The 18426-nt window shown below is 37.5% G+C and carries 14 protein-coding genes and 2 pseudogenes; 5 read left to right on the forward strand and 11 right to left on the reverse strand.

Annotation, left to right across the window (positions count from 1 at the left end; genetic code table 11):
- On the forward strand, positions 1 to 189 hold a 189-nt coding region (locus P9B04_RS24320), incomplete at its 5' end, for a hypothetical protein (RefSeq protein WP_342057535.1).
- Between the two features lie 277 nt (positions 190 to 466).
- Here P9B04_RS24320 and P9B04_RS24325 read toward each other — a convergent pair.
- The 5 genes from P9B04_RS24325 to P9B04_RS24345 all read right to left on the reverse strand — a co-directional run bounded on the left by P9B04_RS24325 (position 467) and on the right by P9B04_RS24345 (position 8192).
- Positions 467 to 2098 carry a serine/threonine-protein kinase gene (locus tag P9B04_RS24325; protein WP_342057536.1) on the reverse strand — a complete coding sequence of 544 codons (1632 nt, stop codon included), beginning with the start codon at positions 2096 to 2098 and terminating at the stop codon, positions 467 to 469.
- 170 nt (positions 2099 to 2268) lie between these two features.
- Positions 2269 to 2478, reverse strand: coding sequence for a hypothetical protein (locus P9B04_RS24330; protein ID WP_342057537.1), 210 nt, complete (start codon positions 2476 to 2478; stop codon positions 2269 to 2271).
- Between the two features lie 250 nt (positions 2479 to 2728).
- Positions 2729 to 4147 carry a protein adenylyltransferase SelO gene (locus tag P9B04_RS24335; RefSeq protein WP_342057538.1) on the reverse strand — a complete coding sequence of 473 codons (1419 nt, stop codon included), beginning with the start codon at positions 4145 to 4147 and terminating at the stop codon, positions 2729 to 2731.
- Positions 4148 to 4177: 30 nt separating this feature from the next.
- Positions 4178 to 6637, reverse strand: a complete 2460-nt coding sequence (locus P9B04_RS24340) for a pentapeptide repeat-containing protein (protein WP_342057539.1) — start codon at positions 6635 to 6637, stop codon at positions 4178 to 4180.
- A 178-nt stretch (positions 6638 to 6815) separates the two neighbouring features.
- Positions 6816 to 8192, reverse strand: coding sequence for a gluconeogenesis factor YvcK family protein (locus P9B04_RS24345; protein WP_342057540.1), 1377 nt, complete (start codon positions 8190 to 8192; stop codon positions 6816 to 6818).
- Positions 8193 to 8320: 128 nt separating this feature from the next.
- Between P9B04_RS24345 and P9B04_RS24350 the strand changes: the two genes are divergently transcribed.
- The gene (locus P9B04_RS24350) at positions 8321 to 8941 is read left to right on the forward strand and encodes a DNA-3-methyladenine glycosylase family protein (protein ID WP_342057541.1); all 621 of its coding nucleotides are present in this window, start codon (positions 8321 to 8323) and stop codon (positions 8939 to 8941) included.
- 30 nt (positions 8942 to 8971) lie between these two features.
- On the opposite strand, the gene P9B04_RS24355 is transcribed toward P9B04_RS24350, so the two are convergent.
- The 6 genes from P9B04_RS24355 to hpnI all read right to left on the reverse strand — a co-directional run bounded on the left by P9B04_RS24355 (position 8972) and on the right by hpnI (position 15691).
- The gene (locus tag P9B04_RS24355; protein ID WP_342057547.1) at positions 8972 to 9958 is read right to left on the reverse strand and encodes an alpha/beta fold hydrolase; all 987 of its coding nucleotides are present in this window, start codon (positions 9956 to 9958) and stop codon (positions 8972 to 8974) included.
- 8 nt (positions 9959 to 9966) lie between these two features.
- Positions 9967 to 10593: a GUN4 domain-containing protein gene (locus P9B04_RS24360; RefSeq protein WP_342057542.1), complete on the reverse strand. Its 627-nt coding sequence runs from the start codon at positions 10591 to 10593 to the stop codon at positions 9967 to 9969.
- 12 nt (positions 10594 to 10605) lie between these two features.
- Positions 10606 to 12444, reverse strand: coding sequence for a ferrous iron transport protein B (gene feoB, locus P9B04_RS24365; RefSeq protein ID WP_342057543.1), 1839 nt, complete (start codon positions 12442 to 12444; stop codon positions 10606 to 10608).
- A gap of 9 nt (positions 12445 to 12453) precedes the next feature.
- Entirely contained in the window at positions 12454 to 13143 is a 690-nt protein-coding gene (locus P9B04_RS24370; RefSeq protein ID WP_342057548.1) for an HAD-IIIC family phosphatase, read from the reverse strand.
- A 411-nt stretch (positions 13144 to 13554) separates the two neighbouring features.
- The gene (gene queG, locus P9B04_RS24375; protein WP_342057544.1) at positions 13555 to 14493 is read right to left on the reverse strand and encodes a tRNA epoxyqueuosine(34) reductase QueG; all 939 of its coding nucleotides are present in this window, start codon (positions 14491 to 14493) and stop codon (positions 13555 to 13557) included.
- Between the two features lie 40 nt (positions 14494 to 14533).
- Complete coding sequence (gene hpnI / locus P9B04_RS24380; RefSeq protein WP_342057545.1) at positions 14534 to 15691, reverse strand: bacteriohopanetetrol glucosamine biosynthesis glycosyltransferase HpnI; 1158 nt, start codon at positions 15689 to 15691, stop codon at positions 14534 to 14536.
- A 570-nt stretch (positions 15692 to 16261) separates the two neighbouring features.
- On the opposite strand from hpnI, the gene P9B04_RS24385 reads away from it, so the two are divergent.
- The 3 genes and pseudogenes from P9B04_RS24385 to P9B04_RS24390 all read left to right on the forward strand — a co-directional run bounded on the left by P9B04_RS24385 (position 16262) and on the right by P9B04_RS24390 (position 18394).
- Positions 16262 to 17086: a hypothetical protein gene (locus tag P9B04_RS24385; RefSeq protein WP_342057546.1), complete on the forward strand. Its 825-nt coding sequence runs from the start codon at positions 16262 to 16264 to the stop codon at positions 17084 to 17086.
- A gap of 303 nt (positions 17087 to 17389) precedes the next feature.
- Positions 17390 to 17656: pseudogene (locus P9B04_RS25280) on the forward strand (reverse transcriptase N-terminal domain-containing protein); the annotation flags it as partial.
- A pseudogene (locus tag P9B04_RS24390) lies at positions 17630 to 18394 on the forward strand (reverse transcriptase domain-containing protein). The pseudogenes P9B04_RS25280 and P9B04_RS24390, both read left to right, overlap by 27 nt.
- Positions 18395 to 18426 lie beyond the last annotated feature (32 nt).

The following is an 18426-nucleotide window of genomic DNA, read 5'->3' on the forward strand; positions in this document are numbered from 1 at the left end:
TCATCTATTAGTAAAGGGTTTTATAAGGGGGTTAAAAAGAGCGGATTTGGTATGATGCTATTAAGTTTGCTAAAAAACTTTGGAACAGCTATAACAGTCAAGATAATAAAAATAACGAAGAAGAAATTGATGTTGAAGAAAGTATTAAAAGACATAATCAAAATCCATCAACAACTGTTTATAAATTAGTAGAAAAACTTAATCAAATAATTTTTCATAACTCTCCTAATTAAACCGAATAAAATATAGATATAAATAATAACTGTATCAGGAACAGATGAAGATTATGCTAAACGTTATCTAGAAAAGCAAGTTCAAAAAACACTCATTAAATTAAAAGAAATTCAAAATAAGGAGTCTGAATGATGCAATCACCTTATACTATTGTTATCCTTTGGTCAGATGAATATCAATGTTATTTAATCCATTTACCAGAGTTTCCTAATAAGAATTAAATTCAAAAAATCTACCAAAATCCTCGTTTTCCGCTAGGCATAACCGTCCGCCAATTTGTTTTGGCTAAAGACAATTGAGCCTCAGTAATGCGCGCAGAACTGAGATCAACACCACAAAGGTTAGCCCCTTGTAAGTTAGCATAAGTGAGGTTAGCTCCGCATAAATTAGCCCCTCTTAAATCAGCACCACTTAAGTTCGCATAACCCAAATAAGCCTCATTTAAATTAGCATTTTTCATAACAGCATAACTTAAATCTGCTCTACCCAAATCTGCGCGAGATAACTCGGCTCCTTGTAAATTAACACGACTTAATTTGGAATCATACCAGTTAATTCCTGGTAAACAAGCCTTAGCTAAATTAAGTTCATTTAATTCTAGATGGGCAAAGTCTCGGCGACCTTTCCCATAAGCTTCTAATAAATTTTTTTCTTGCCATTTTTTCTTTCCTTTCTTGGTTTTTGTGTTATTAGAAAAAGAGGTTGTTTTTCCATAACCACGACGATGGCCAGTAGTTTGTTGAGCTATATTGTAAACACTTTCTGCTCTTGTCTCACCCCCCTTAACATCAGTAGATATAGACTGATTAATACCCGTAGAAAAAGAAGAAAGATGATTTTTTCTAGTTCTCGTCGATGGTGACGTACTCATTAACCCTGTAGTCACCGAAGAATTGGGGTTTGATGACCCATCAGCAGTCTTGAACCCAGAAATCATGGTGGTCATACTATCCTGCATTCCCTGTTCATAAGGAGCCATAGACATAGCGTCTAAGACCTCTTCTGCGGACTTGTAGCGATGTTTTACCGATACCTCCAACATTTTTTTCAGAACTTTGGCAAAAGAGTTACTAATATCCACATAGGGTTCCCAGGCAATTTCTCCGGTTTCGGGGTCACAACCAATGCTTTTAGGGGTTTTAGCGGTTAATAAGTACACACAAGTCACACCCACTGCATAGATATCACTGGCGTAAACAGGACGCATGGCCATTTGTTCCGGGGGAGCAAAACCTGCGGTTCCCACAGCAAAGGCAGTAAAGGCGGTTTGGGCATTATTGGCTACCATAGAATTGACTTGGTTTTTTACCGCCCCAAAGTCAATTAATACCAGTTTGCGGTCGTTTTGAGAGCGAATGAGGTTAGCTGGTTTGATGTCTCGGTGAATGACTTTTTGGGAATGGATGTACTCTAAAATTGGTAAGAGTTCTGTCAAAAATTGTTTAACCCCTCCTTCGCTAAAAGGCCCTTGTTTCTTGACCTCTTGATGGAGGTTGTACCCTTTGACGTATTCTTGAACTAGATAAAATTCTTTGTTTTGCTCAAAATAATCTAATAATCTAGGCACTTGGGGGTGATTGCCTACTTTTCCCAAGGTTTCAGCTTCTCTTTCAAACAACTGCTTAGCCATTTTATACACTTGGGGGTCGTCGCTGGCGGGTCGTAGTTGCTTGACAACGCAAATGGGATTTCCTGGAAGGGAGAGGTCTGCCGCTCCAAAAGTAGCCCCAAAACCTCCTTTCCCCAGAATACCCAGGGGTTGATAGCGTTTATTTAATCGCAGTTGAGAACCACAAGATTGACAGACTGCCACGTTATTAGGGTTTTTGGGTTGGGCGCAAGATGGGTTTACACAGTAGCTCATTCACTCTTACCGATGTCACATTATGGACTTTGACCAATCGGATACAAAAGGGGTCAAGATTACCGTCACCCGGTCATCTGGTTCTAATATGCCCGAATTTACTCCAAAAGTAACAAGCAGGAGGGAGAGGGGATGAGTATGTCTCAACCCCTGTCTTGGTGTGTTTCACCCTAATCAATGGATATGGTTTGTGGACCGCTACCGTTATCTTTGGTGGTATCGGTATAGTTATAATCGGTCATACCCTGGTCTTGTAGCCAACTTTTTAAGGGGTCTTCTGACAGTTGCAGCTTGAGTGCGCCAGAAAGCAAACCTCCGGTAAAGGCAAGGGGTTGTTGGATTAATTCTTTAAAAATGGGTTGCAGTTCGTCGAGAAACACAGTAATTCTCCTTGTTTGGTTGACACTAATTTTGAAGGTAATCCTCAGTTAACCTCATTTTATAAGACTTTTTAATAAGGAATAATTAGACTGAGAATTATTATTATATAGCTTTTATCGGACTCATGAGGTACACCTAACTCCTGCCTCCTGCCCCCTGCCTCCTGCCTCAAAGTGATAACCTCTGTACCTCACAAGTATGAGAAATGCTATAACTACATTTCATGTAATTAATGTCATGATTAGGTTTTTATTTTGCTTGTATTTCCTTAACTAACTGATTAAAAGGTTGCCAATTATCTTCGTTGGCGATCGCTTCCCACACGGATTCTATTTGGGGTCTTAGTAAAGGTATCTGGCTATTAAATTGATTCATAGTTTCCTTTATTTTGTCTATCTGATTGGGAGATACTTTATTCAGAGTTTTGACATAAATTCTTCGCCAATTTTCCCAATGAGTTTCCGATAAATTGCTATTTTCTAATACTATTGACTCGTCTTTCCACCAACATTCATTGATTTCTGTCATCAAATTGATGAAAAATTGATGGTAACTGGCTTGGCTTTTTTTCAGAGCATCTACTGTCACATTTACTAATTCTTTTCCATCTTCAATTAAGCCAAATAATCCTAACTTCTTTAACATTTCTTGGGTATAAGCCGTTTTATAATAGTCATCAAAATTATTCAAAGACGCTTCTAAAGTTTTAGCAGAAACAATGGTCATTAAGGGTAGGTGTAACATTTCCAAATTGACCCGAACAATTAAAGGCTGATTTCCATAGCAGTATCGGTTTTCGTAGTCAAAATAGGCGGCAGTAAGACCGGGATCGTAAGTGGGAATAAAAGCGTAGGGACCATAATCGAAACTTTCCCCTGTAATGGACATATTATCTGTGTTTAATACCCCATGACAAAACCCTGCCGCCATCCATTGTGCTACTAATCTAGCGTGACGCTTCACCAATTCTTGATAAAATACACCGTAACGATCAGGAGAATTTAAGTCGATTTCCTGGTAATAAATATCAATGACAAAATCCAATAGTTTCTTGATTAAATCTGGACGTTTGATATGATATAAACGCTCAAATGTTCCAAAACGAATATGAGAATGACTCACCCGAATCATAACAGAAGAACGGGTGGGGGAGGGTTCATCTCCTCGCCACAAAGATTCTCCGGTTTCCACTAAACTTAAACAACGGGAGGTATTGACTCCCATTCTGTGTAAGGTTTCTGCTGCTAAGACTTCCCTCACCCCTCCTTTTAAGGTTAATCTACCGTCACCTCCCCGAGAATAAGGAGTTTGTCCTGACCCTTTTGTGCCAAAATCGTATAATTCCCCATTGACTCCTCTAACTTGTCCGTAGAGGAACCCTCTACCGTCTCCGAGAAAAGGATTATATTGCCCAAATTGATAACCATGATATCGTAGAGCAAGAAAGGGTCTCATCCCTTGAAATTTACCGAAAGCTTCGATGAAGTGTTGATCGTTTATATTTTTAGATGACAACCCTAATTGAGGCAATAAATCATCGTTACGAAACCTTAAAATATGTTGAGGAAATTGCGCTGCAGGTACTTTATCGTAGTAGTCGTCTCCTAAATTTTCTAAAGCAGGTTCATAATTAAGATTGAGAAAAGCATTATCTCCGTTTAAAGTCATAGGGTTGTTTCAATTATCAGTTATTGGTTATTAGGGATTAGTCATTCCTTGGGTATTATTGAGAATAACATCAGTTAAATCTGCATTTCTTAAATCTGCATTTGTTAAGTTTGTATTGGTTAAATTGGCACCGATTAATTTAGCTTTAACTAAACTAGCTCCTGTTAAGTTAGCATTTTCTAAATTTGCTGCAATTAGTCTAGCACGATTTAGGTTACTATATTGTAAATTAGTTCCTGATAAATTAGCACCGATAAGATTAATCTTTTCTAAGTTGAGGTTTTGTAAGTCCATGTCAGAAAGTTCAGCTTGTTGAAAATTTCTTTCTCCTAAGCGATAGCGTTGTAATAATTCTGCTGCTTCTGTGAAGATTATTTCTCTTTGTTCTGCGCTTGTATAATTGATGGTGAATTTGTCTTTTTGTTTGAGGACATTTTCTAACTCTTGAAATAGGGAATAATTCCCAATTCCACTTATAGTTAACCATCCTTGCGATCGAGTCATTGCTACAAATAATTGATGGCGTAATAATAGGTTATTTTCTGCTTTAGCAATCTGATCTATTCCTACAAGATAAACCATGTTTGCTTCTTGTCCTTTGGCGCGATGAATGTGAGAAATAGTTACTGCACCTTCGTACCAAAATTGATTAGGATTATAATTATTTTCTTGGGTTAAATCATTACATTTGTTACTCCCTGGAATATAAATGTCGATTCCTTGTCTAATGAGAAAATTAGCGATAGTTTGTTGCAATTGAAAAGACTCAAAATAATTGCCTAAAACTAATACTAAAATATCTTTGGTTGGTCGTAATCCATCGTTACGTAAGTTGTGATAAATTTGTTGATATAAAGCACTAATTTCTTGTTGTCTTGATAAATACTTGTTGAATTTTATTAGTGAATCTGGATAGGTTCCATATAACGGATTAGGTGAATTTTTCAAAGATCTTGTAATGCTTATTTCTTCTCCTTCAAACAAATTTCCCTCAATTTCATAACCCAAACTTTGCCAATCTTTTTTGTCAGTGATTCCTGTTAACATCCCTTGAGGCCGTAACCATCCCATTCCCATAGCGTGAGCAGCGATAATAATAGAGTGGGGAGTACGATAACAACAAGACATGATTTCTGTTTTATTAATTCCATTTTCGTATTTTCCTGTGACAATATTACCTAATTCTTCTCCAAAAATTTCGCTGGCATGAGGAACTTCTAAATTATCTAAACTTTGTAATTCGTCATAAGTCCAAATCAATCTTTTTTCTTTGATGTTAATAGCATCAATTGGATATAATGCTTGATAAGCCAACCAATAAAAAGGCTGCTTTCCTTGATGAAGCCAATTTTCAACCATAAAGTCTTGTCCTTCATCGATTAAAATAGCATCAAAAATTGGAGGAATTACAGTTTGATTTAATAGGTTAACACACACTTCTCCTAATGCTTCTGATGGTTCTTGAAAGCTGGTTTGATTAACTCCTAAAGGAACTACTCCGGTTCGTTGACATAGGAAACGATAAAATCCTAATTGTTCCCGAGAACCCCAACCATGAAAGACTTGTAATTGTTGATTATTTATGTTGTAGGTTTGTTGTTGGTGACTAAAATATCTAACCCATTTATCAATTTGTTGTATAATTTCTCCATAAAGACTACGAGAAAAGAAAATAAAAGCAATTTTCCAGTGAGGATACTTTAAGTGCATAATGGCTGCTTTTTGACACAGTAACACCGTTTTGCCGGAACCAGCAATTCCTCGTATTCTTTGAAATCCTTTGGGAATTTGCTTGGCAATTTTTTCCTGTTGTAGATCAAAGTCATATAAATGATTTTTTAGGTTTTGTAAAATTTTACCCTTACTATTATTTTGACCTAAGACTTGATGAAAATTTTTATGCAGAACAGGTTTTCCTGATAGTATATTTAGCATTAATTTCCATTGATAATTACTAACTTTTTTGCCACAGGTAATTAACGATGCTTGCTTAATTACTTTCTCAATATTTTCCACAGAAAGTAGGTAATCTTGAAATAGTATAGGTGGGTTACTAACCAGTTTATTAAATCCTCTCAGTTTCCACTGTTTTGAGGTAATAAAAGGTAAAGCAATTAACACTCTAGTAGTAATTTGATTAGATAAATTCGGTTCTTGTTTAAAATGTTCTAATAAAGAAAATAATTGACTTTCTGCTTGTTTATAGGGGTTTCCTGAATCAATGTAAAAGTTTTGATAATTCCAAGAATGTCCTTGAATACTAACTATTTGATCAATGTATAAAGATTTAACTTCGATAATTATTAATCCTAACTCAAAATCAGCAATTAAAATATCAGCCTCCTTGCGGACTTTTCCTCCTAATGGAAAAATAGGGTAACGCCAATAGACTAAGCATTTTTTCTGTTCAAATGCTTGTTTAATTTTTTCCCATACTCTCCTTTCTCCTCTTTGTCCTCTATCATTAAAAGGTTCAGTATTAATAAACATTTCATTAACTACTTTAAATATATAATATTAAATCCATAAATAAATCAAGAAGTATAATTTTAAATACTGGGTACAACTATTCCCCTCTCGTAATCAATTTATTGTACTATGGTCTAAACATTCACCAAAATAGATATTTTCTTAAATATAAACTATGCTCCAATAACCTTTCCAATCATCACTTTTTGCTGTACCAACGTAACAACACCCTAGATAATCTTTGGGGATGATGACTCACTTTAATCATCATGTCATCTTCGTCCATAATATTAGCTAAAACGATGCGACATCCCAACTTAGTTATATTATCCTTGTCCAAAAGTACAGGATAGGAATGTTCTTTAGCATAATGTTTCGCCACCATTTCAGAAGGAGAAGTTCGTTGTACTAAAACAGCATCAAAAATCCTTTGTCCACAAACACGATCGATCGCTTTAATATGATCAGATACGCTGTAACCATCGGTTTCCCCAGGTTGTGTCATAATATTACACACATAAATGCGAGGAACTTTTACCTTAGCTAAAGCATCCCTAATTTCTGGGACTAAAAGATTAGGAATAACGCTGGTGTAAAGACTTCCTGGACCGAGTATAATATAGTCAGATTCACGAATCGCTTGTAACGCAGCTGGTAAACCAGGTGGATTTTCAGGAAAACAACCAATCTGTGTTATCTTACCACCAGCTTCGGTAATATTAGATTCCCCCTCCACAAAACGACCATCATCTAATCTAGCCCACAAACGGACATCACTCAAGGTTGCTGGTAAAACTTTACCTCGAATAGCAAGAACCTTTGAACTAGTTGCGATTGCTTTTTCAAAATCTCGTCCGGTTATAGCTGTCATAGCTGTCAAGAACAAGTTACCAAAACTATGACCGGTGAGTCCTTCCCCTGCTTGAAAACGGTATTGAAACAACTCCGTTAACAACTTTTCTTCATCTGCTAACGCAGCCATACAGTTCCGAATATCTCCAGGGGGTAAAACTCCGATTTCCTCTCTAAGTCGCCCCGAAGAACCGCCATCATCAGCTACAGTAACAATAGCTGTAATGTTAGCACTGTACTGCTTTAAACCTCGCAATAGGGTCGATAATCCTGTTCCTCCACCAATAGCCACAATTTTTGGGCCACGATGTAGACGACGATGGGTTAAGAGGCGATCAACTAATTCTTGATCCCCATCCGGGAACGCATCGGTGATAGAACCCACTGTACGACTCTGTCCCCATAATAACAGAAATACTCCTATCAAAACAGCCACTGGACCAGATATATAGCTAGGAACTTGGGTTGTAACAGCTTCGAGGAGTTGGGAGACAAGTTCTAATAAACGGTTAACTGGGGTTAATTTTACCCAAATGGCTAGACCTAGCACAGATAGTAACAAACCTGTGGCACTAATGAGCAACCAACGCTTGACAAACAGGCCAGGAGATAACCACTTAAACCAACTATTAACCCGTTTCGGGGTTCGTTGACCTAGCATCGACCATTTTCGTTGTTTGGAGGAGAGTTTGCTTATTGCTTTTTTTATGGGGGTGATGGGCATAAGTCATGGTCACCGAGGTTATACTATAAACGGAATTTAATATAATGTTTTACGGAAACGTTAGCACAAAACTGACAGTTGTGACGATTTCTGGTGTGTAAAGTTCGAGTTTCATAGGTGATATCGTTATGAGTTGTCCCCATTATTGGCAAGAAGCTAAGAAATACTTAAGATTAAATGATGCTATTTTAGCCCATCTTATCGCCTCATATCCCTCAGAAACCATGATCAATCATCACGATGCTTTCTTAACTTTAGTTAACGCCATCATAGGACAACAAATTTCTGTTAGTGCAGCGGACGCAATCAATCAGAGAGTAGAGTCTTTATTAGGAAAAATAACCCCTGAAAATTATCTAAAAACAGATACTCAATTATTACGTCAGTGTGGTTTATCTCGGCAAAAAATCAGCTATATTACCAATATTACCCAAGCGTTTCAAAATGGTATTCTTACCCCTCAATCTTGGTCGAAAATGAATGATAAAGAGGTTATGCAACAACTAACTTCTATTAAGGGAATTGGTCCGTGGACAGCACAAATGTTTTTGATTTTTCACTTACATCGCTGCGATATTTTTCCTATAGCTGACTTAGGTTTAATCAATGCAATTCAGTTGCATTATGGGAAAGAAAAAGCCTTAACAAAAAATCAAATCAAAGAACTTTCCCAACGTTGGAAACCCTATCGTACTGTTGCTACTTGGTATTTATGGCGTAGTCTTGATCCTGTGCCTGTTCAATATTAACTTTAAGTTATTATTCTGAAGTAAAAACAATCAATCTAACTTATTTACTAATTTTTCAATGGCTGAAATAATAATATTAGGTTCGTCTATCCATACAAAGTGATCACTATTGTTAGCAAAAGTTTGACTAGAATTTGATGATAGTTTTAGTAACTCTTCATGAATAGTATTTCTAATTTTTTCAACATCTTTTAGCGGTAGAAAAAATCTAAAAATAGAAGGATTAAAAAATGTTTTTGCTTTGATACTAATGAGAGGAATATCTCCTAAGTTATCTGCTTTTTGTACTTCGCTTGCACTGATTTCTAAATTCCAAATTTCTCTAGCCATAGTTAACCAGTGTTTAGGACGATAAAAAGACTGTTTAACCAGAATAAGATCTCTTCTATTAAATTTTGTTAATTGAGGTTTTATTGATTCAAATACCTTTAAATTTCCCAATAGTCTTATTAATCCTAATGTTGCACCAAAAATTGATATTATAAACCCTGAAAAAAACAATAACTTTAATAATTTTACCCCTAGAGGCAACTTTAACATTGCTTTTTCGTGCAGTCCATCTGTTAAAACAATTCCACAAACTTTCTCAGGGAAATTATGAGCATATAATCTAACATTATAACTACCAAAAGAATCACCTACTAACAAATAAGGTGGCGAAATATCTGCTATTTCTAAAAGTTGATTCAATTCATTGACAATTTCTTTACTAGAGCGTCTTTTTGGGCTAGAGTCACTCCAACCGTATCCGGGTCGGTCATAGATAAAAACTTTGGTTATTTTTGCTATTTCATTCATTAATAAATAACCTTCTATTCCTCCTAAACTATGGTCAAAAACTACAGTAATATCACCTAAACCTTTTTGATAACAATGAACTTTGTAACCCCCCAAATCGATCAATTTTCCTGGGGGCAATTGTTGATACTTTTCCCAAAAAGTAGTTAACCAATGATAGGTAGTTGTTAAAAATAAAAAAATCAGTTTAAACTGATCAAAAAACCATTGCTTATTCATAGAAAAAATTAAGGTTGACACACCTCAAGGCGACGCATCAAAGCAGTATAATTCCTAGGAACATCAGGAGAACCATCTCTAGATTTAAAAGAAGTTCTCAAGGCACGACGAGGAATTTTAACAGGAAGATGACCTTTTGGTGCTTGGTCAAGATTAAAAAATAAATCAGGATAAGCAATAAATTCCCCATCTTTTATCCATCCTACTGCTTCAGCAAAATGTTGAAAAATAATCTCTTCATTTTCATTTTTCTGCAACCCTTGTTGTTCTAATTCTTGATAAACTTCTCTTTGAGCAGTTAACCCAAATCTTCCCTGAGAATGTTTCATCATTAATTGATCAATATAGTATAAATCTGAACAAGGGAATTCCTTAATTGAATTCGCATCAAACCAGCCTTCATTACTCCTACCTGCTACACTCAAAGCAATTTCTGAGATTTCTGTATTCGCTTGTTTCCACATCTGCTTTTCGAGCAATTCTTTTACTTCTAAATAGCGTTGAGATGGGTCAACCGCAAAAATTCCCAAGGGGGAAGAACCATTAGAACTGGCTTCACAAGCAACAACGCTAACTAAAGTAAAAGTAATCAAAAAGGCAAAAATAAGCCATTGTTTCAGTTTTGCTATGGTCATGACCAACCTCAATTAACTAAATAAATTGGCTCCTTGGTAGAAAATAAAGCTAACAACCCATGCAGTTCCCAGGGAAAAAACCACCGAAAAAATGGTAAATTTTAATGATTTTGATTCTCCCCAAATAGTGCTTAAAGTGGTTAAACAGGGAATATACAACAGACTAAATAAACAATAACTAAACCCTTGAGCAAAAGTTAAATCTTGGGATAGTTTAATACCTAAAGCATCGTTACTTAAACCGTAAATCACCGCTAAACCTGCTAGTTGTACTTCTTTGGCGACAAATCCGAAGATTAAAGAGACAGTAAGAAAAGGATTAATACCAATGGGGTCCATGATAGGGGAGAAGAATTTACCCAGTTGACCGGCTAATGTATCGAGTCCTTCGGCACCTGGAGGAAGTGCGGTTAGAATCCAAATCAAACTCGCACCAATAATCATGAACACTGTCACCTTACTGACAAATTGCTTCATTTCTCCCCAAACATTGAGCAATACCTGCTTAATTGTAGGTAATCGGTAGGGAGGAAGTTCTAAAACAAAGGGATCTCGGCTTTTGAATTGCCCGCTCAAACTAAGGATACCAGCAACAACAAAGGCTACTAAAAAACTAATCACATAGAGGGCAAATAATGCCACTGCCCCCCCTTGATTGGGAAAAATGGCAGCTAGAATAAAGACAAATACTTGCAGTCGCGCTGAACAGAGGGCAAGGGGAATAATTAACATCGACAGTAAGCGCATCGCCCGAGATCGCATTACCCGAGTTCCCATGATTGCTGGTACATTACAACCAAATCCCATCATTTGCAGGACAAATCCTCTCCCATCCAGTCCAACACGACTCATCAGTGAATCCATTAGATAAGCGGATCTTGATAGGTAACCACTGTCTTCGAGAGCCGACATGGCTACGAAAAATAGGGCAACTAACGGGACAAAGGATAAAACCGTTGCAAACCCGTTCCAAGGGCCATTAATAATAAAGTCTTGTAATTCAGTCGGGAAAGGGGAGATAACAGGCTCTAAAATTCGCTCTTGAAACCATCCGGTGGCTGCGTCTACTGGATCGGCCGTGGGAATACCGATTGACCAGAGAAACCAGAAGACCAAGAACATGACAAAGAAAAAGATAGGTAGTCCCCAAATAGGGTGTAACAACCACTTATCCAGGCGATTGGTAAAAGTGACCGATGTGACAGATGGCATCTGTACGGCCCCTTCTAGAATCGACTCCATATACTCTTCTGTCACTGGTGCGGACTCTAGATGTTCTACCAGTCCCTGTACTTGATAGGTGTGGGGTTGTTCTTCGATGGTTCGAGTAATACCATTAATGGCCACCGCGCAACCTGTCCCATATTTAGCACTAATAGTATAGACTGGGCTTTCTAGGCGATCGCTCAATTCTACGCAATCAATTTGTACCCCATAACGTTTGGCCTCATCTGCCATATTGAGGACTACTACGGCCGGAAGTCCCAAAGATTTCACTTGAAGTGGCATCCGAATTTGACGATCAATTTGGGTAGCATTGATCACTACCACAATCAAATCTATGGCAAACTCTTCTAGAAACTTCTGGACAACTCTTTCATCTTCGGTAAAACCATCGAGATCATAAATTCCTGGTAAATCGACAAACTCTACTTGGTGGCCATGGATTTCAATTGTCGCTTGTAACAAATCCACAGTTAAACCTGGCCAGTTGGCTACTCCAGCCCCTGCATTGGTGATACGGTTAAAAAAGGTCGATTTTCCTGTATTTGGTTGTCCAATAAAACCAATTCTTTTAATAGTATTTTGGTGGGCAGAAATAATAGCCCCAGTTCTGGTAGATGCGGTCATAGTATTAGCCTATGTTTGAATTGTTACAGAATTAAAATGGGTTTTATCGCTAATAACATCGTATTGATAATTTTGGAGTATAGTCACTAATTCATAGGGTTTATTGATGAGAAAATCTGGTTCTTGTTCCGCTAAAGCTTGACTAGAATTAAATCCCCAAGTTACAGCCACAGACTGAACACGACTTTTTTTTGCAGAATAAATATCTCTCGTTTCATCTCCGATGTATATCACTTCGTCGGGAAGCAGTTGTTTTTCTTTGAGTAACTTTTTAATAATTCTATGTTTACCAAATAAAGTTGATTCTCCATAGATAAAATCAAAAAAGTTCTCTAAGTTATGATGGGTCAGAAACTTCATTACGTTTTCCTCCGTATTGGAGGTTATAATTCCTAAGCTATAGCCTTGATTTTTTAATTCCTTAAGACAATGGGGAATATCTTTAATAGGTTCCAGTTCTCGAATTTTGTGACTCAACTCAGATTTAACTCGCTTCAAAACGAAGGGGATTTTAAAAACAGAAATTTCTGATTGTTTAATCAGAGCTTTCGCACTTAAATTTTTGAGGGTTTCCTGTTCTTTGATATCGACGGGTTTATAGCCAAATTCCCCTGATAAACTATTAGCGATTTCAATAAACGCATCATAAGTATCAGCGAGAGTCCCATCAAAATCAAAAACAATTACTTTGAGTGTCATTTTTTTGCGGGTTAATAACGAACAGTTAATAGCGGGGAGAGAAATAATTTCTATAGCAGTTCCCATACTTGTGAGGTTTCGCAGTAAGCATGAGGGTTAAACTGATGCTTACTGCGAAGTCCGAACGATACTAACTTGTCTCCTTTCATGAGTCACAAATCTTTGATTACAGTGCTTGTTGCTGCCCTGTTGTTCAGCACAAGAGAACTGTCAGAAGTATAATTTAAACTCACTTTATTTGTCTGACAAATGCTACAATGTAGATAGCCTATTGAGAAAAAAGTATCACTCTAAGTTATTTACAATAAATAGTTTTACAGTATCACTTTGTTTGGGTAGGACAAAAAAGTTGGTACCCAAATAAAGGAATAGGGAACAAAAAGTCCTAATTGTTTGCCATAGTTTAATAATTCAATTTCCCTGTGTTTCTAGGTTAGCACGAGCATTTCGTCGCCACATTGTCGGTTTAATTCTCCTCAATGCCGAGGCAGGAAATTTTTGTTGCCATTGTCTCTGATCTATGTTAGCTAATTCTTCTAAATTTGGGGCGATATTACCAGAATAAGGCTGAAAATCATCTATGTCCGTAACTTGAGAAAATCGCTGATTCCAGGGACAAACGTCTTGACAGATGTCGCAACCTGCTATCCATCCCTGTAATTTGTTAACAATATTTTTAGGAAGATGCTCGTCTCGATTTTCAATCGTCTGATAAGCGAGGCAAAGATTGGCATTTACCACAAAAGGACTGGCGATGGCCTGGGTGGGACAAGCAGAAATACATCTGGTACAAGTTCCACAATGCTCCTTGTGGGGTTTATCGGGTATCAAAGGTAAATTTGTCAATATCTCCCCTAAAAAAACCCAGCTTCCGTATTCTCTGGTGATTACATTTCCATTCTTTGCTATCCAACCAATTCCGGATCGCATTGCCCAAACTTTGTCTTGAACGGGTCCTGTGTCCACATAGTAACGGGTTTTTATAGTATGGTCTTGATTATTTAACCATTGACTCAACGCTTTGAGCTTTTTTTCCATAACTCGGTGGTAATCTCTACCCCATCCATAACGGGAAATTTTGCCATGTTTTTTGTCCTTGGAGTGTTGATGGGGGGTATAATAGTTCAGAGCAAGAGAGATTACCGATTGAGCCTCCGGCAGACATAGGCGAATGTCGCAACGTTTTTGATTATTCATCCACGCCATATCTGCCTGATATCCTAACTCTAACCAAGTTTGAAGATGTTCAACCGCCTTATCTTCGTAATCGGTATCCACTGTGGCAACACCGACTTTATGGAAACCGATTTCGAGGGCTTTTTGTTTGATTTTTTGGGTTAATTCTTGCATATGATTAAACCACGATTCCACGAGTTTTTGGAATAAGCTATCAATTTTGAATTAAACGGCGTTTGACCATTTTCCCGTGACTGGTTAACCTAAATTCTACCCCTCGCCAAATAACAGTACGCTGAGTAAAGGCTAACCCCCAAAAAATTAAACCTACTGCGTCACGAAAAGGTAATAAGTATAAATTTTTGATGGTTTCTTTGTCTTGCAGGGTTTGAGCAACCATCAGAGCGGTTACCATTCTAATAGTAATAGCCACTACTAATGTTGCTAGTCCCACCATATCCCATCGTAGCAAGGCAAAAATGAGGGCAAAGGGAATGGCACGAATTAGAATAGTGGAAATAAAAGCCCCTTGTCTAGCTAAAAAGGTATTTTGATCCCAATAAACCTGATGACTCCACCAATTTTTCCAACTAGCTAGATCAACCACCACATCGATCATATAGGGTAAGAGAACCATTTTTTGTCCCGATGTCCACACCCGTCGCCCGATCTCGTAATCTTCCACTAAATAATCTGCTAGGGTTTCTAAACCCCCTAACCGATCTAAAGTTGAACGGCGAATGGCAATGGATGGACCTAAACAAGAGTTAGAAGCTCCTGTTACCTCGGCAAACATGACGCTAGGCATAAAATCAGCATTCATGGTCAAAAGTTCCATTTTTTCGTACCAACTGTCTGCTTTTGTTACCTTAAAAGGGGTACACACACAACCCACTTCAGGAGTAGCCAAGGGATTAACAATGGTTCTTATATAATCGGGCCGTAAATGGGTATCGCTGTCGCTAATAATAATGATATCGTGACGAGCTTCTTGAATTGCTCCTAAAAGGTTGTTAACTTTCCCGTTAGCTCCTGCTTCAACGGAACTAATCACCACAGAAATACGTTCTTCACCAAACTCTTTTTGGATCTCTTTGAGGATGGGATAAGCTGGATCTCTGGGATCTTGAACGGAATAAATGATTTGATAGTCAGGATAATCTTGAGTAGCAATGGTTCTTAGATTCTCTTGGAGATTTTTTTCTAAACCCCGTACAGGTTTTAACACAGATACTGGGGGCGTAAAGCGGTCATTTCTAGCTATTCCTTTAAAAAACCGTTTAACCGTTGCTACCGTTAGGACAGAAAAGATAGAACCTGCCAAAATAGGCAATAAAATTGCCAACTGTAAAATATTAGTAAGATTTAACACCAATTTTTCCTTCCTCACACACTAATTTGACTCCTGATTGTAATTGCTGAACACCCTCTGTTGCAATGTTATGGCTCAAGGATGATTATCTTGCTTCTATATAACATTTATTAACGTTTGCAAAAAAATCATTAAAGTTCTAAATAAATTGGCATTAAATTTAATTAACTGTTACCTTATAGTAGGTGTGAAGACTCATATCTGTTGCCAATATATTAAAGTACATGGTTATTACTTTGGTAATTCATCGAACCATTTGGATTCTGTGATTACCCTAGCAAGCTAAACAAAACCACTTGTAAGTAAGCTTGAACGTATGTTTAGTTGCTTAGCCAAGAAAAATGCTTGAAAGAATTTCTAGATACTTAATCTTATCGATTAGAAGCAATGACAGGGCTGAACTGTCAAGAGTGGAGCATTGGTCAAGTAGTTCATAAATATTAGGGGGAAATTCAATCAAAAACAAGTTAACTTTGAAAATGATCATGTAATATAATGCATGGTTAAAATCCATAAAAAATTCTATCCTGCTAGTTTTGAGAAGTATTACCTAAAACATCATAGAATATCATGAGAAAATTTATCTCTTTAGCGTTGCTATCATTTTTAAGTTTAGTAGTTACTAAACAATCAGTACTTGCTGTTAGCTTTACTGTTACTGGAATTGCTTCAGAAGAAGCAATCTTTAATGACCCTTTGGACACTCTTACACCAACAACTTTGAACAATGTACTTTCATTTACAGTTGACGACGGAGTTTCCAGCAGATCAATCTCTACTAGAAACTTTTTCGGTTTGATCCCCGATACCATTGATACGCCTTTTCCAATCCAATATAAGGGGCTAGAGGAGAAACTGTTTGAGGATGATCGAGATTATTTGAGTGCTGGAACTAATGGCTTATCCCTCTTAACAGGAATCAATAAAATTGTTAATCAAGAGCAAGAGGTTTTCTTTTTCCCATCTTTAGTTACAGAAGGGGCTATAACCAATCCAACAGATCCAGACTGGAATCTACTAGGAACTCAAAATTTAGAACGGGTCGATAACAATAACGGACAAGAGATATTAACTTTTGATAATCGCCAATTATCTGGTTTAGCGATCGAGCTATCAGATTTTGTTGGACTTACACCTCAGAATGCTCGTGACGTTACTAGTCTAAGAATCTCATTACCTGAGACTGGTAACGATCCAAGAACTGATTATGCTTTCATTTCCTCTGATGTTAATTCGGTTAGCTTCGAAAATCAGGTCCTGCAAGAGGTTCCTGAGCCAACTAGCTTATTGGGTTTAGTTGTAACGGTAGGACTGGGATTATTCTCAACAAAGTCGAAATCAGCACATCTAAAAGAACACACAAATCAAACGGACGGAACGAATCAAGACCAATAAGCGAGTATCAATAAAAGGTAGAAAACCCTAGTGGGGTTTTCATCAACCCCACTAGGATTTTCTCAAATAAATGGAATCTCTAACAAGAGACGTGGGGAATTTGGTTTTTAAGCAGAACTTACCTTTAACTAGAATGTCGCGCTAAGTCCCGTGCGTGCGATTCGTTCCTACGAGCGCGACCTGAAATTGTCGTTTTAAACGGAGAGCCTACTCTCCTAGAGCTTTTTCACTCTCTACTAAGTTGTTGATGTATCAAATATGAAAGGAAACCAGAAAATGTTCAACAATTGAAGGACAGGAATTATGACGCATAACACCAGTTATAGCGATGATTGGAAAGACATCCGATGGAAGCAACTCCAAAAGACACTCTTTCGACTTCAAAAGAGAATATTCAAAGCAATTAGAGAAGGAGACAAGGCTAAAGCTAAAAGAATTCAGAAGCTAGTTCTCTCCTCCTACGCAGCAAGAATGCTGGCTATCAGACAAGTGACCCAATTAAATCAGGGTCGTAAAACCGCAGGGATAGACGGTAAAAAGGCTTTGACGTTTAAAGAACGATTTGAGTTAGAACAAACCCTGAAACTCAAAACCAAGACCTGGAAACATCAAGGATTACGAGAAATTCCCATCCCCAAAAAGGATGGAACCAAACGAATTCTAAAAGTCCCAACCATCGCCGACAGAGCATGGCAATGTCTTGTCAAATACGCTCTAGAACCAACCCACGAAGCAACATTCCATCCCAGAAGCTACGGGTTTAGACCAGGGCGAAGCGCACACGACGCACAAAAAGCCCTGTTTCTACATCTCAGAAAAAGCACCAATGGAATTAATAAAAGAATTCTTGAACTCGATATTAGCAAATGCTTCGACCGCATATCACACCAAACTATATTGGAACAAGTGATTGCTCCCGAATCTGTCATCAAAGGGTTACGCAGATGCCTTAAAGCAGGTGTTAACCCAGAATTTCCCCATCAAGGAGTACCACAAGGAGGAGTTTGTTCACCTTTATTGGCAAATATCGCTCTTAACGGTATCGACAAAATTGGGTAATTTAGAAGCAGGGGCATAACTTATTCTAAATGTGTCAGATATGCTGATGATATGGTGTACGTTCTAAAACCAGATGATAATGCCGAATCAATACTTGCCCAAGTAAAGGAATTTCTCGCTCAAAGAGGAATGGAAATTAGTCAGAAGAAAACTAAAGTAACAGCCTCGATAGATGGATTCGACTTTCTTGGATGGCATTTCTATGTCCAGAAACATAACGGAAAATTTAAACTCACATCTTGCACCTGACAAGACAAAGTTCCAAACCATGTTCATAAAAC

The sequence above is a fragment of the Crocosphaera sp. Alani8 genome (assembly GCF_038442745.1).
Classification (GTDB): domain Bacteria; phylum Cyanobacteriota; class Cyanobacteriia; order Cyanobacteriales; family Microcystaceae; genus Crocosphaera.

Excerpts from the sequence above, each read along its gene's own strand:
- P9B04_RS24340 (WP_342057539.1), bottom strand. The coding sequence starts at position 6,637 with ATGTTTATTAATACTGAACCTTTTAATGATAGAGGACAAAGAGGAGAA.
- P9B04_RS24325 (WP_342057536.1), bottom strand. The coding sequence starts at position 2,098 with ATGAGCTACTGTGTAAACCCATCTTGCGCCCAACCCAAAAACCCTAAT.
- P9B04_RS24355 (WP_342057547.1), bottom strand. The coding sequence starts at position 9,958 with ATGAATAAGCAATGGTTTTTTGATCAGTTTAAACTGATTTTTTTATTT.
- P9B04_RS24335 (WP_342057538.1), bottom strand. The coding sequence starts at position 4,147 with ATGACTTTAAACGGAGATAATGCTTTTCTCAATCTTAATTATGAACCT.
- P9B04_RS24385 (WP_342057546.1), top strand. The coding sequence starts at position 16,262 with ATGAGAAAATTTATCTCTTTAGCGTTGCTATCATTTTTAAGTTTAGTA.
- P9B04_RS24345 (WP_342057540.1), bottom strand. The coding sequence starts at position 8,192 with ATGCCCATCACCCCCATAAAAAAAGCAATAAGCAAACTCTCCTCCAAA.
- P9B04_RS24350 (WP_342057541.1), top strand. The coding sequence starts at position 8,321 with ATGAGTTGTCCCCATTATTGGCAAGAAGCTAAGAAATACTTAAGATTA.
- P9B04_RS24360 (WP_342057542.1), bottom strand. The coding sequence starts at position 10,593 with ATGACCATAGCAAAACTGAAACAATGGCTTATTTTTGCCTTTTTGATT.
- feoB (WP_342057543.1), bottom strand. The coding sequence starts at position 12,444 with ATGACCGCATCTACCAGAACTGGGGCTATTATTTCTGCCCACCAAAAT.
- queG (WP_342057544.1), bottom strand. The coding sequence starts at position 14,493 with ATGCAAGAATTAACCCAAAAAATCAAACAAAAAGCCCTCGAAATCGGT.
- P9B04_RS24370 (WP_342057548.1), bottom strand. The coding sequence starts at position 13,143 with ATGACACTCAAAGTAATTGTTTTTGATTTTGATGGGACTCTCGCTGAT.